This is a genomic window from Phenylobacterium sp. (assembly GCF_030693405.1).
GTDB lineage: Bacteria > Pseudomonadota > Alphaproteobacteria > Caulobacterales > Caulobacteraceae > Phenylobacterium.
Genome location: NZ_JAUYAW010000029.1, coordinates 1 through 13361 on the forward strand (window position 1 = coordinate 1; position 13361 = coordinate 13361).

At 66.1% G+C, this 13361-nt stretch carries 11 protein-coding genes; 1 reads left to right on the plus strand and 10 read right to left on the minus strand.

Going from position 1 to position 13361, the window contains the following annotated elements:
- From Q8N19_RS05440 to Q8N19_RS05465, 6 genes are all read right to left on the minus strand, one after another.
- On the minus strand, positions 1–492 hold a 492-nt coding region (locus tag Q8N19_RS05440; RefSeq protein ID WP_305588581.1), incomplete at its 3' end, for a TonB-dependent receptor plug domain-containing protein.
- 181 nt (positions 493–673) lie between these two features.
- Positions 674–2197, minus strand: coding sequence for a CehA/McbA family metallohydrolase (locus Q8N19_RS05445; protein WP_305588582.1), 1524 nt, complete (start codon positions 2195–2197; stop codon positions 674–676).
- A 33-nt stretch (positions 2198–2230) separates the two neighbouring features.
- Complete coding sequence (locus tag Q8N19_RS05450; RefSeq protein WP_305588583.1) at positions 2231–4687, minus strand: TonB-dependent receptor; 2457 nt, start codon at positions 4685–4687, stop codon at positions 2231–2233.
- Positions 4688–5114: 427 nt separating this feature from the next.
- Positions 5115–6062: a FecR family protein gene (locus tag Q8N19_RS05455; protein ID WP_305588584.1), complete on the minus strand. Its 948-nt coding sequence runs from the start codon at positions 6060–6062 to the stop codon at positions 5115–5117.
- Positions 6059–6631, minus strand: a complete 573-nt coding sequence (locus Q8N19_RS05460) for an RNA polymerase sigma factor (RefSeq protein WP_305588585.1) — start codon at positions 6629–6631, stop codon at positions 6059–6061. Before Q8N19_RS05460 ends, Q8N19_RS05455 begins: the two co-directional genes overlap by 4 nt.
- Positions 6632–6711: 80 nt before the next feature.
- A complete protein-coding gene (locus Q8N19_RS05465) occupies positions 6712–7308 on the minus strand; it encodes a TetR/AcrR family transcriptional regulator (RefSeq protein ID WP_305588586.1) in 597 nt (198 codons plus the stop codon).
- Between the two features lie 74 nt (positions 7309–7382).
- Between Q8N19_RS05465 and Q8N19_RS05470 the strand changes: the two genes are divergently transcribed.
- Entirely contained in the window at positions 7383–8237 is an 855-nt protein-coding gene (locus Q8N19_RS05470; RefSeq protein WP_305588587.1) for a metal-dependent hydrolase, read from the plus strand.
- On the opposite strand, the gene Q8N19_RS05475 is transcribed toward Q8N19_RS05470, so the two are convergent.
- From Q8N19_RS05475 to cysE, 4 genes are all read right to left on the minus strand, one after another.
- Positions 8234–9196: an alpha/beta fold hydrolase gene (locus Q8N19_RS05475; RefSeq protein ID WP_305588588.1), complete on the minus strand. Its 963-nt coding sequence runs from the start codon at positions 9194–9196 to the stop codon at positions 8234–8236. The genes Q8N19_RS05470 and Q8N19_RS05475 overlap by 4 nt on opposite strands.
- 44 nt (positions 9197–9240) lie before the next feature.
- On the minus strand, positions 9241–12108 hold the full coding sequence (locus Q8N19_RS05480) for a response regulator (protein WP_305588589.1): 2868 nt from the start codon (positions 12106–12108) through the stop codon (positions 9241–9243).
- 113 nt (positions 12109–12221) lie between these two features.
- The gene (locus Q8N19_RS05485; RefSeq protein ID WP_305588590.1) at positions 12222–12428 is read right to left on the minus strand and encodes a DUF3126 family protein; all 207 of its coding nucleotides are present in this window, start codon (positions 12426–12428) and stop codon (positions 12222–12224) included.
- Positions 12429–12511: 83 nt separating this feature from the next.
- Positions 12512–13354, minus strand: coding sequence for a serine O-acetyltransferase (gene cysE / locus Q8N19_RS05490; protein ID WP_305588591.1), 843 nt, complete (start codon positions 13352–13354; stop codon positions 12512–12514).
- Between the last annotated feature and the right edge of the window lie 7 nt (positions 13355–13361).

The following is a 13361-nucleotide window of genomic DNA, read 5'->3' on the forward strand; positions in this document are numbered from 1 at the left end:
ACCGTAGAAAAAGTCGGCGCGGTACATGCCGTAGTCACCGGCCTGGAGCTTGATTACGCCCTCAGGCGTCGGACCGGCCTGCTTGGTGATGAAGTTGACCACGCCGCCCGGGGCGTTTGAGGCGAAGATCGACGAGGGACCGCCGCGAACGGCTTCCACGCGACCGATGGTCTCGTCCAGGCGGAAGGACTGGTCGGCATTGAGCCAGCCAAGGCCGCCATCATGCTGGATCGTCAGCCCATCTTCCTGGATCGTCACCGATGAATAGCCATCGGTCGGGATCCCGCGGCTGCGGACGTTGTTGGAGGCCTCGCCCCCCGACGCCTCGACCCAGAAGCCTGGGATCGCCTTGAAGGCCTCGGCGGTGGAGATCGGCGCCTGCAGACGCAGCTGCGTCTCGGTTATCGCCGACACGGCGTAGCTGGCCTCAACCCGACGGCGCTCGTTGGCGCCTGCGCGGGCGGTGACGACGACTTCGCCGACAGTCGCCACGTCTTGATCCTGCTCCTGCGCAAGAACAGACGGCGCTGAAAGTAGTAAAGTCGAAATAGAAGCGCTAGCGGCTAGAATACGCATCGCATTCATGTTTATCCCCCGTGGATTTATTCCAACTTTTGCATAAAGCTGGCGCGCCAGGGATAAACTAGCATTTCTACAGTATTATGAAATCGACCTACTTTTCTTCGATGTATACTGGGCTACCGATCAGAACGAGTTCGCCCTCTTGGTTTCTAATATTTGCTCGAACCCAGTAGGGCCGGCCGACACCTGTCAGGGTGACGGTTTGTCGACGCGAACCGTCTAGTTGCGCCAGCTCCTGAGAAGAAAGACGCAAGGCCGGCGCATTCGCGCCAGCGACCCATTCGATTTCCGCATTCTCTACGCCGTGAGTTTCGACGGTCAGGCTTGCGGTCTCCCCCTGAGCCAGCCGTAGCACCCCGCCCATTCTCACCTCGGCGTCCATACTTTTGGCCGTGAGATCCAGATGGCGACCCGGGATGGCTTCCAGATCAACGAAGACCCGGCCAGCCCGAACCGCGTCAAACAGGGCGCGTTGGGAGAGATTGGCCGCATAGACGACGGTTGTTGGTCGACCCACCGGTGATTGGCGGCCCAAATTGTCGGGGTCGTGGTTATCGCTCCCGGCGATTGCGGCGAGGCGATGCCCCTGATCGAGGAGGCCTTCCCAGAACGGGATGTGGCTGAGGGGCCCCTCCGGCGACCGCGTGAGGAGCATGCTCCCCCCGTTGACGACCTCGACCGCGGCGACTTGGCTGAAATCGATGTCTCCAACGATCCAGCCGCACCCCATGCAGGCCTCGCCTGAGGGCATTCCCGGATGGTTGATGGAGGAAAAGCCCCCCCTGCCCTCGACCTCTTTGAGCATCTGCTCGAGGCTTGGAAGGCGCGGGCTTCCAAGCTGGAAGTCCAGCTCGCCTAGGGGCCCAAACACGTTCAAGTGCCCCTTGAACGTCGTGATTTCGCGGCCGGGGATAATCAGGATGGTGTCGTAGTAGGGCTGTAGCTCGCGCAACGGCCCATGGTGCGACACCGTATTGTGCTCTGTGACCGCCACAAAATCGAGGCCGGCCCGTCGCGCCGCCTCCAAAGTCCGAAAGGCCGGACATGGAACCCGGCGCCCGGCCAGACTTTCGCATGAGCCGTCGGAGTGGCCGGTATGAGTGTGAAAGTCCCCCCTGTACCAGGCTGGGCCGGCGCGAATGGGGCCATCGAAGAAGGCGCTTTCGGGAACTTGCTCTCCCTCCGGCGTCAGGGTGATCTCCGCGCGGTAGGCTGAGCGTGACGACGCCCGAACATTGGGCGCGCCCAAGATCAGCCGCCAGGTTCCAGGGATGATCGGGCCAGGGGTGTAGGACGGCGTCGCCTCAGACGCCGAGAGCGTGAAACTCCGTCTGGCCCCGCCGCTCCAACCGCGCAAGCCGTTCGGGTCCCGAAGACCCATGTCGATGACGGTCCTATTGTCCTGGTCATAGTCGAGAGAGACGCTCACCCGCTCGATCCCCGGCGGCACCTCGAAGGGGAGCTCCAGATAGGTCTCGTGAAGCTCTCCGGTCAGCTCGCCTTCCAGGACAATGGGCGCTGGCCTTGGCCGATCATCGCTGGCCCAGGCGGGAGCGACAGTCACGGCCAGGGCCAACAGTGCAAGGCGCCAGCCCAGCAGGGTGGAGTTTCTCATGGCGTTTGGGGCTCTCGTCTGAGGATCGGGAGGTCAGAAGCTGACGGCGATAGCGGCGCGTATCGTGCGGCCGAAGATGGGGCGGGCGGTAAAGAGGCCCTGTTGGGCGTCGGCGCTCACCAGCTGCCCCGCCCGAGGATTGCCTTCGGTGAGCCCCAAGGTGTCGGTGAGATTGGCGCCTGTGAACGTCAGTCGCACCCGCTCAGACAGGGCGAGGCTGTAGTGCCCAGACAGCACGGTATAGGGCGGCAGTCGGGCGGTGTTGGCCGCATCGGAAAACCGTTCCCCAAAGTGCTCGACGACAAGGCCGGCTTCGCCGCGATGGGGGAGCGTCACGGTCGAGGCCAGGCGCAGCATGAGCTTGGGAACACGAATGAGCTGTCGACCTGAAAAATCCTGCACTTCTGGCAGCCCGTCTCGGACCACCCGCGCCTCAAACTGGTCGAAGACCGGGTTCTGAAGCGTCAGGCTCCCATCGAGCGCCAGCCAGGGCGTGGGCTCAAATCTCGCCTCCAACTCCAAACCCGTCGTCATTGATGTGGCGAAAGATGTGGTGGCTTCCACAAAGCCGGTCACTGGATTGACGAGGGTTTCGTTGAATGGAAAGCCGTTGAACGCCGTGCGAAACACCACGGCGTAAAGCGCCAGTCTGGGCCGCTCAAGCGAGAGGCCTATGTCCATTCCAACGGTCGGGGCCTTGCGAACGCTAAGTCCGCTGGGGTCTCCGTAGAACTGGGACACACTCGGCAGGCGCTCAGAGCGCGAAACTCTGGCGAACAGGTGCGTGTCGTCCGTCAGCCTTCGACGAAGGCCAAGCGTTGCGTTGAGCGTCGCGTGACGCGCGTCAAACCCACGCCGTTCACCGGTTCCTCGCAGTATGGCGTCATCGGCCACCGTGGGTCCGCCAAGATTTGCTGGCGCGGCCAATTCGACCGATCCCCACTGGTGTTGCCCCTCCCAGCGGGCGCCGAAGTCGAGCGTCCAGGCCGAGCCAAGAATAACGTCCCAGGCGCCAAAGGCGGCGAAGGTCGCCTGGCTCGCCTCGGCATTGTCATACTGAACGCCATAGCGAACCACGCCGCCCTCGGTGAGCGATCCGAGAACCGCGCCGCTGGCGTCAAGAACCACGAGGTCAAGACGGCGGGCATTCTCCTGGGCTTCCAGGAGAACCGCCGACGAGAGCCGCCGGAAGCCATAGTCGCCGTACGCGCCATAGACTCCCACGTTCCATCGAAAGTCGGCCCCCAGCGCCGCGCCCTGTCCAGAGAGGTTGAAAGACGAGAGAATTTCATCAAGCGGCGCCGAAACGGTGGAGGCGAGCCCCTGGATGACGGCCGCGCCTGGGGTCACAGGCGCATGGGACGGGCTCGAGGCGAGGCGATAACTGACCCGATCAGCCGTTGGGAACTGGACCTTGGCCTGGTCCAGAGCCGCAGATGCGCGCGTCGCCGCCGGCTGCAACCCACTCGGAAAGAGCCCGTGGCGGGCGGTGTCGGCGGTGCGCGCGCTCAGACGGAATTCGGCTAGACCATCCAGCCCCGGGTCCCAACTCGCCTTGAGGGTTGCTTGCGTCAGCTGAACCCGTGTCCCATCGGCGATGGTGAAAGGCGGAGCCTGAGGGTCTTGCCGGGCGTTCGGATCAAACCTGATGAGATCAGGACCAAGCAGCGTGCCGCGCCGAGCATCAAAGCCCTCAATCGACTCAATTCCCCCTCCGGGCCCCTGGCGCATGGGGACCGGGAGGAAAAAGGCGACGCGGTCATCAATACGCTTGAGCGCAATCTCTACATCCGCGCGCCCCCACTGGCGGCTAAAGGCCAACCGCGCGGCGCCGCCGCGATTGGCGGCGAAATTGGTGCCACGGACGCCTTCATCCTCCCGCCAGAATCCGTCAAGGCTCACCCGCGCCTCACCCCACGGGGCGCCGGCGAAGCCCTCGAACCGGATGCCGCCATAGTTGGCCGTCTGAACCCTAATCTGCGCCTCTGGCGAGTCTGGGGGTGCCCGATTGATCGCATTGATCAACCCACCAGGCGCCTGGGACGCCAAGACCGCCGCCGGACCGCCGCGGAGCACCTCGATGCGCGCCAGCCCCATGCTCGGTCGAAAGAGCTGGTCGGGATTTAAGAAGCCGACGCCTGCGTCGTGCTGCACAGGCAGTCCGTCTTCCAGAACGGCCACGGACGAGTAGCCGTCCAAAGGCACGCCCCTGGCGCGGATATTGTTGCTGGCCTCGCCACCGGATGACTCAACCCAGTAGCCTGGGGTCAACGCCACCACCCCGGCGAGGGAACTGGCGTCCATGGAGCTAAGCCGACCTTCGCTGATCACTGTCACGGCATAGGCGGTTTCGGCCTTGCGGGTGACCTCACCCGCATGCGCCCCTGTGACGACCAGTTCCGCCAAGGGCGTCGGCGTCAGAGCCGGCGGCTCTGGGCGGGTGGCTTGGGTGGTCTGGCGGCGCAGGCCAGGCTGCGGAACACCCCTCAAGGCATACGCGTTGGGCCCGACCTCAGTTACCTGGAGCCTATGGTCCCGGATGGCGCGCTCGAGGGCCTGCCGAGGCGACATCTGCCCTCGGACAGCGCTCGACCTGAGGCCCGCCACGGCCTGCGGCGTAAATAGGATCTGGACGCCTGAGATCTGCGCCACGCGCCTGAGCGCCTGATCAAGGCGTTGGGCGGGCACGTCATAATCTCTGGTTTGGGCGACAGCGGGCGAAGCGGCCAGGCAGAGGGCCACCAGCATGGAAGCCGCTACAACAGCGCGCCAGCCGAACGCTTGCCTGAATGGCCTGTTCTGCCGACTGGCCATCGCCCCCACCTCGATCTGCTCGGGGCGGCTCGCTGTCGGCTAGCTCACCTCACGACGCCCTTCCCTTAAGAACGTCAGCTTGGTGACGGCACGCCAGACGTCGCTAAAAGTTCACGGACGGGTCGGCCTCGGTCGGGGCGTGCAGCACCCAGACACGCCCTCGGCGTTCGACCCGAACGAGACCGATCGACTGCAGGGCCCGGGCGAAGGTTGCGGCGTCATCATCGGCGAATACGCCGCTAATCGGCAGGCCCGACAGGGACGGATCGGCCAGGGCGAGGGTCTCGGAACTCTGGCGATTGATGCTGGCCACCGCTTCGCCGAGTGGCGTGGCTGAGAAGTGGAGGCGCGATCCCTGGTCGGCTGGAAGCGCCTGAAGATCGGCGGCTGACAGTCTCCGGATCCCCTGGCGATCCACCAGCACCCGCTCGCCGGCGACGACATCCTCAGGGGCGTCGTTTTCGACACGCACGCGTCCCTCCCGCACCGTGAGCTCCAGTCGGTCGTCATCCAAACGGACATCGAAGATGGTGCCCACGACCTTGAGACGGGCGGCGTCCGTCAGAACATAGAAGGGTCGTGCCTGATCGCCCGTCACCTCAAAGGAAGCCTGGCCCTCCACAAGCCGCACATCGCGGCGGTGTCGTGTCATGCGCACCTTGACTTCCGAACCCGGCTCCAAAGCCAATTGCGACCCATCAGCCAGCGTAATGGAGCGCTCTGCCTCCTCGGTCACATAGTGGAGCGAGCGAGGAAGGCTTGCAGCGACGGCGACAGCCACGACCACGGCCGCCGCCATCGCCCCGGCGATCAACCCCACGGGCCAAGCCGAGGTGCGAGGCCATGATCGGCGCATCTCGGCGTTGAGGTCGGGGTCACCCCTCAGGCCATCCAGATCAGCCCATAGCGCCTCAATGGCGCGATATTCGTCCAGCGCCTGCGGCGTCCGCCGCAGCCAGATAAAGAAGGGCCGGCGGTCTGCGTCGCCCCGACTTTGGAAGCGGACGAACCAGCGGGCGGCCTCATGAACACGTCGATGATGCCCCCTCATTGATCAGACCACCCACGCTGATCGAGGTGAAGACGGCAATTGGCCAAAGCATTCATCATCTGGCGCTGCACCGTCCTCAGCGGCACACCCATCTCACGTGAAATGTCGGCCAGGCTCATGTCTTCAAACCGGTGCATTGTCAGGACGCGCCGCTGTAGCGGCGGCAGGTTCAGTATGGCGTCTTTGAGATGGTTCAGCCTCTGACGCTCTCGGGCATGGTCAAAGGGCGTTGGCGCATCCGCCGGCGTCTCGGGATCCAACTCCACACTGTCGCGGGTTCGCCGGGTGCGCCTGCGCCGCAGGATGTCAAAGACAACGGACTCAGCTGCGCGCTTGAGATAGCCCAGGCTGAAGGCGTCTGGTCCGCCGTTGCGAGCCACATGCAACAGCCGCGCATATAGCTCCTGGACCGCATCATCGGCGCCATCGACACCCAGCAATTGGGCGAAGTAGCGGCGCAATCGGCGATCATGGGCTTCCATGGCGGCCTCGACCGCAGCGGCCGCACGCGGATCGCCGAACTTCCCCCGCTCGGTCTGAGCGATCTCCAGCCGTTGTTCAGATCTCACCGGCGCGGTTCCTGACGATCAGTTACGACACCTATAGACGGTTTAGCCGTCCTCGCGCGCCATGGGGCCAGGTGGATTTCTCAGACCCTGATCGCCGCAGCCAGGCCGGACTTGAGAAAGGCGAGCGCCGCCTCGCGGGTGGTTTCGGGCGGACGGCCCACCAGCTCGGCGAGCGAGCGGCCGATCAGGCCGACCCCCATGGCCAGCGATACGGCCACCAGGATCAGATTGGTGGCCCGCTCCGGGTCGACGCCCTTTTGGGCCATAGGACCGGAGATCACCTCGGCGACGGCTTCGCGCACCAGGGTCAGACGGCGGGTTTCGCCGGTCAGTTCCAGCCAGGCGGCCAGGCGGGCGCCGCCGGCGGACTCAAACGCGTCGAACAGCACCTGCCCCACCCCCTCCAGTTGCGCCTCGGGATCATCGGGCCGCTCGGCCGCCAGGACGCGGGCGACCAACTGGCGGATCATCGCCTCGGCCAGAGCGGTCTGAACGCCGTCAATCGAGCCGAAATGGTGCAGCACCGTGGCGTGGGAGACGCCAGCGCCCTGGGCCACCTCCACCAGCTTCAAGCCCTGCGGCCCCCGCTCCAGCAGCAGGCGCTCGGCCGACTGCAGGATGTTCTCGCGGGCCGCCTCAGGCGACCGGCGAACACGGCGGGCAGGTTCTATTGACATTTTTGTCGGTAACTCTAGATTGGAGACAGGACAAGCCCCGGGGATCAGACGCCCCCGTTCCACAGGATCATGCCATGACGCGCAAGACCACGCCCGCCGATGTCGAGGTAAGCCCCCGGGACATCCATTTTGACGCCAGCCTCACCAATTCCGGCCATTGGCTGGACGGCGACCCAGTGGCCACGGCGGTGTTCAACGCCTTGTCGCTGACCTTCCCCGACGGGGAGCGCCTGTTCATGGACGCCGTGCGGCACTATCGCGACCGGGTCTCGGGCAAGCTGGCCGAGGATGTCCGGGGCTTCATCGCCCAGGAGGCGATCCATTCGCGCGAGCATCACAGCCTCAACCAGCTGATCGACCGGGACCGCTATCCCGTGGCCGAGATCGAGGCCCAGGTGCGCGAACGGGTGGCCTTCAGCCGCGGGCGCGGACCCATGGCCATGCTGATCTCCACCATCGCCCTCGAGCACTTCACCGCCATGATGGCCGAGGTGCACATCCGCCACCGGGACGAGCTGTTCCAGAAGACCGATCCGGCCATCGAGCGGCTCTGGCGCTGGCATGCGCTTGAGGAGACCGAGCACAAGGCGGTGGCCTATGACGTCTTCATGGAAGCGACCAAGGACTGGTCGCCCTTCCTGCGCTATCGCCGCCGCTGTATCGCCATGGCGCTGATCACCCTGATGTTCACCCGCAACATCAGCCGCTACGCCGCCCGCCTGCTGGAGGCTGATGGCTACTCGCCCGACGCGGCGCGCAAGGCGGTCAAGCAGTTCGTCTGGGTGAAGCCTGGCCTCTTCCGGCGCGGCTGGAAGACCTATTTCGCCTGGTACCGGCCGGGCTTCCATCCCTGGGATCAGACCTCGACCTCCCCGACCCTGGCGGCCTGGAAGGCGGAGTTCGACGCCGCGGCGCTCAAGCCCGCCTAGTCAGCCGTGACAGGCGCGCGCGCCAGCGCCGCGCTGGCGATCACCCGTTTCACCGCCGCGACGATCTCGGCGTTGTGGGCGTGGGACAGGATGGTGGCGTGGCCCGCCTCGGTGACGGCGGCATAGCTGCCGTGGTCGGAGGCCTCCACGGGGGCCAGCCGCGCCCGGCCCCATTCGCCATTGCGATCGGCTGCGGCGCCGGCCGTGACGACGGCGACGGGCCAGGCTGGATCCAGGGCGCCTGCGGCGCGCGCCATGGCGGCGCTGCCCAGCCAGTGCGAAGCTTCATTGGCCGCGTTACGGGCGTGACGCCCCGAGACGAAGGCCGCCTGTTTCTCGCGCACGGCCGGACCGGTGAGGCCGATCCGGTCGCCGAGGAAGAACAGCGGCTTGGCCAGACCCAGGCTGATGGCCACCGCCGTGCCCTGGGAGAGATTGCCAAAGGTGGTGACGAACCGGCGGACAAGGGGGATCTGCACCGCTTCGGGCGTGGCGGCGTCCACCAAGACAATGCCTGCGACCCGCTCAGGATGACGGGTGGCGAACAGGCGGACATGCTGGCCGCCCATGGAATGTCCCAACAAGACCACGGGTGCGTTCACCCCGGCGGCGGTCATCAACCGCTCGAGGTCGGTGACAATGGCCGCGCTATCGCGAGGGCTTGGGCCTGGATCGGAATAGCCGAGGCCTGCCCGGTCGTAGGCGCAGCTGCGCACCCCCTCGGCCGCCAGACCGTCCTGCAGGTCGGCGAAATCAGCGGAGAACCCGAAGGCGCCGGCCTCCAGCCAGACCAGAGGACCATCGGATGGTCCAGCGCAGACCAGTCTCAGGCGGCGGTCGCCCAGCTCGACCATCTGGCCACGGACATCCCTGGGGGCGAACAGGGCCTCAATCACCAGGCCCGCCCCGATCCACAGGATCAGAAGGGCCCCCAGCGACAGAGCGACAACCTTCAGCATGGACTCGCTCCGCAGGAACGCATGGCGTCTCTTAGCCGCCGGGTCTAGGCCGCGGAACCCACCAGTTTAAGCGCGCCCTCCAGGGCGGCGTCCAGGTTGCGCGCTACGGTCGACAGGAAGGTCTCAGGATGGATCGGCTTGGAGACGAAGTCTGTCATGCCCGCGGCGTAGCAGGCGTCCTGGTCCGACTGCATGGCGTTGGCGGTCATGGCGACAATGGGAACCTGCGAGGCGGCGCCGCCGAGGGCGCGGATCCGGCGCGTGGCCTCCAGGCCGTCCATGACCGGCATCTGCATGTCCATGAGGACCAGATCGAACAGCCCGTCTGTCATGGCCTGCACCGCCAGGGCGCCGTTGACGACGCAGACCACCTCACACCCCATGCCCTCCAGCAGGGTGCAGGTCAGCAGGGTGTTGATCTCATTGTCCTCGGCCAGAAGGATACGCACGCTCTGGGGCTCCACCGGCGCGGTCGTCTCCTGGGAGCCGGCGGAACCGACCTCAAAGGCCTGCTGATCCAGCCCAGACCATGGGCAGCGGCTGCCAAGCTGGCTCAGGGTCTCTGTCAGGACGTGTTGGCGCACGGGCTTGGTGAGAAAGCCGTCGAGGGCCGGCCAGGCCTGAAGCTCATGACCACAGGGGGCGCCCATGGATGAGGCGATCACAATACGCGGCTGCTGATGGGCTCCTAGAGCGCGGATCCGCCGCGCCACCTCATCTCCGGCCATGCCCGGCATCATGTGGTCGAGGAGCACGATGTCGAAGGGCCGCTCGGCGTCATGGGCGCAGGCCAGCTGGTCCAGCGCCGTGGGACCGTCGGCGGACTCGACCACCATCGCGCCCTCGGCCTCCAGCTGCCGTCGGAAGATGTCGCGGTTGAGGGGGATGTCGTCGACCACCAGGATACGGGCGCCGCGCAGACCATTGGGGTTCTTGGGGGCCGGACGCGCCTGGGCGAGCTCGGCGACCGGCAGCTCAAGCTCCAGCCAGAAAATGCAGCCCCCGCCGGGCCGATCATTGACGCCGATCTGGCCGCCCATCAGCTCAGCGAGCTGGCGGCAGATCGAGAGCCCAAGACCCGTGCCGCCGAACCTGCGGGTGATCGACCCGTCCGCCTGATGGAACTTCTGGAACAGGCCAAGCTTGGCCTCGGCGCTGAGGCCAGGCCCGGTGTCGGCCACCTCGATCCGCAGGGTCCTGCGGCCCTTGCCGGCGGGCTGAGACTTGACCTCGATGGCCACGAAGCCCCGCTCGGTGAACTTGACGGCGTTGGAGACCAGATTGAGCAGAATCTGGCGCAGCCGTGTGGGATCGCCCGTGAAGCCGCCCTGGGCCCCGTCATCGAGGTAGCAGGCCACTTCCAGGTTCTTTTCGGCCGCCCGCGGCGCCATCAACTCAGCCACATCCTCCACGAGGCCCGTCAGGCTGAAACCGATGGACTCAAGATCGACCTTTCCGGCCTCCAGCTTGGAGACGTCGAGGATGTCATTGATGATCGACAGGAGGCTTTCGGCTGAGCTTTGGACCGCCTCGGCGTACTTGCGCTGGTCGGGCGACAGGTCGGTGCGCAGCAGAAGGGCGTTCATCCCGATCACCCCGTTCATGGGGGTGCGGATCTCGTGGCTCATATTGGCGAGGAATTCGCTCTTGGCGCGGTTGGCCGCCTCGGCGGCGTCCCGGGCCTGAGCCATCTCCACCTCGGCGCGCTTGCGGCTGGTGATGTTCTGCAGCGCGCCCACCAGACGCAGGGGACGGCCGTTCTCGTCGGTGATCAGCTCGGAGGTGGAGTAGGCCCAGACCTCCTGGCCATCATCGCGCGCCACCCGGTATTCGACGCGATAGGGCTCGCCCGTGGCCTGATGATGCTCCCAGGCGGCCTGGGCCATGGCGCGATCATCGGGGTGCACCGAGACCCAGATGTTTCGATAGAGGTCTTCGTAGTTCAGGCGCTGGTTGAAGAAGGTGTCCTCGGCGCCGATGCTGAGCAGCTGGCGAGCCCTGTAGTCCAGCTCGTACACATGGATTTCCGACAGCTCGGTGGCCAGCCGCATCCGCCCCTCGGAGCGCTGGGCGCGGTCCAGGGCGTCCACCAGGTCTGAGATGTCCTGAGAGAGCAGCATCAGGCCGCCGATGGCGCCGTCCGGGGTCCGCCAGGGTCCGACCTCGACCCGGGCCCAGATCTGCCGGCCATCAGCGGTCTGGAATCTCACCCGCTCCCCCCTCAGGGTCTCGCCGTCCAGACAGGCGCGGACCCGCTCTCCCCACCGGACGAAGATGTCCGGCAAGAGGTCGCTCAGCGACTCCCCGTGAAGCTCCCGGCCGGCCAGGCCGAACTCCTCGCGCCAGCGGGGGCTTGAGTGCATCAGCCTCAGGTCGCAGTCGGTCACCGCCAGGGCCACCGGCGCCGAGGCCATCAGGTTGAACAGCAGCTGTTCGGCCGCGTCAGCCTCGGCCCGGGCATAGTCGCTGGCGCGGTCTGAATAGAGCCGCTCGGCGGCGGTGGCCACGCCATCGGCCAGGTCAGAGAGGATCTCCGCCAGATCGGTCTCAGCCGCAGGCGCAGAGGCGCAGGTGACGGTCAGCCGCCCCCGCCTGCCCTGCCCGCCAAACGCCACCGGGGCGCTGGCCACAAAGGGCGCCGCGCCAAAGCCAAGCTCGGCGTTCCGGTCTTTCGAACAGGACCAGAGCGGGGCCGAAAACAGGTCTTCCGAGCCGGCGTCCAGCACCAGCTCCAGAACGCCGTCGGCCCCGCAACGGAACGCATCGTCCCCATCGTGGAGGACGATCTCGACCTGATCAGCATTGAAATGCGCCCGCGCAGCCTGCGCCATGCGCCGAAGCACGGGGCGCAGGGCCAGGGCGTCAAACTTCGGGGAGGCTGCGCCGCCCCACAGCTGTACTGTCCCGAACATTCGAAAACCCACCCAACCCGATTTGGGTAAGGGTCAACCTGCGGGGGTTAACGGGACGTCAAATGCCGCTTTGATGAGCTTGTTCAGCCTAATCGGGGGGCGCCAGCGGCGCGTCAGGGCAGATCTTCGGCCAGGATCGCCATTTCGAACATGTAGGAGCCGGCCTCGTCCTCGTCTTCGAAGACCACGCCGATGAACTCATCGGCGATATAGACCTCGGCGGAGTCCTTCTGCTTGGGGCGGGGCACCAGGGTGATCCTGGCGTTGGCGAAGGCGCCGCGCAGGTGGCCTTCGACTTTACGCATGGCGCGTTCGTCCACGGGGGGCTCCTTTGGAATCTGAAGAGGCCGCGAACCTAGACGTTCGCGGCCTCCTGTAAAACCTCGATCGGACTGATTTCCGTTCAGATGACGTAGTCGTACACAGCCTCGGCCAGGGTGTGGTCCATGCTGCGGGCCGGTTCCTCGCAGGTCGGGCAGTTGACCAGACGGGCCGGCACGCCGGCCGCCGTGCAGTGGGCCGGCACAGGCTTCAGCACCACAGACCCTGAAGCCACCTTGGCGTAGTCGCCGATGGTGATATTGCCCAGCACCTTGGCGCCGGCGCCCAGCAGGACGCCGCGGCCGATCTTGGGGTGGCGGTCGCCGCGCTCGGCGCCCGTGCCCCCAAGGGTCACGCCCTGGAGCAGGGACACGTCATCGCCGATGACCGCGGTCTCGCCGATGACGATGCCGGTGCCGTGGTCGATGAAGACGCCAGACCCGATGCGGGTGGCGGGATGGATGTCCACCTGGAAAACCTCGGACATGCGGCTCTGCAGATAGAAGGCCATGGTGTCGCGGCCCTGGCTCCAAAGCCAGTGGGCGACCCGCTGGGTTTGCAGGGCGAGGAAGCCTTTGAAGAACAGGAAGGGCTGCACATAGCCCTTGCAGGCGGGGTCGCGTTCGAAGACCGCCCGCAGATCGGCCTCGGCCACATCCACCAGGCCTGGGGCGGCGGCATAGGCCTGTTCGGCGATGTCGCGCAGGCTCATGGCCCGCAGCTCCTGGTCGCCGAGCTTACGCGCCAGCTGGTAGGAGAGCGCGTCGCCCAGGCTGTGATGGCTGAGGATCACCGCGTTCAGCAGCGAGGCGAGCGCGGCCTCGTCGCGGGCGGCCCGCTCGGCCTCATTGCGCAGGGCGGCCCAGACCGGCGGGGCGTGTCCCGGATCGATAACTTCCAGCCTTGCGGCGTCTTCCCGTCCCATGGGCTCT

Excerpts from the sequence above, each read along its gene's own strand:
- Q8N19_RS05445 (WP_305588582.1), bottom strand. The coding sequence starts at position 2,197 with ATGAGAAACTCCACCCTGCTGGGCTGGCGCCTTGCACTGTTGGCCCTG.
- Q8N19_RS05455 (WP_305588584.1), bottom strand. The coding sequence starts at position 6,062 with ATGAGGGGGCATCATCGACGTGTTCATGAGGCCGCCCGCTGGTTCGTC.
- Q8N19_RS05465 (WP_305588586.1), bottom strand. The coding sequence starts at position 7,308 with ATGTCAATAGAACCTGCCCGCCGTGTTCGCCGGTCGCCTGAGGCGGCC.
- Q8N19_RS05470 (WP_305588587.1), top strand. The coding sequence starts at position 7,383 with ATGACGCGCAAGACCACGCCCGCCGATGTCGAGGTAAGCCCCCGGGAC.
- Q8N19_RS05475 (WP_305588588.1), bottom strand. The coding sequence starts at position 9,196 with ATGCTGAAGGTTGTCGCTCTGTCGCTGGGGGCCCTTCTGATCCTGTGG.
- Q8N19_RS05480 (WP_305588589.1), bottom strand. The coding sequence starts at position 12,108 with ATGTTCGGGACAGTACAGCTGTGGGGCGGCGCAGCCTCCCCGAAGTTT.
- cysE (WP_305588591.1), bottom strand. The coding sequence starts at position 13,354 with ATGGGACGGGAAGACGCCGCAAGGCTGGAAGTTATCGATCCGGGACAC.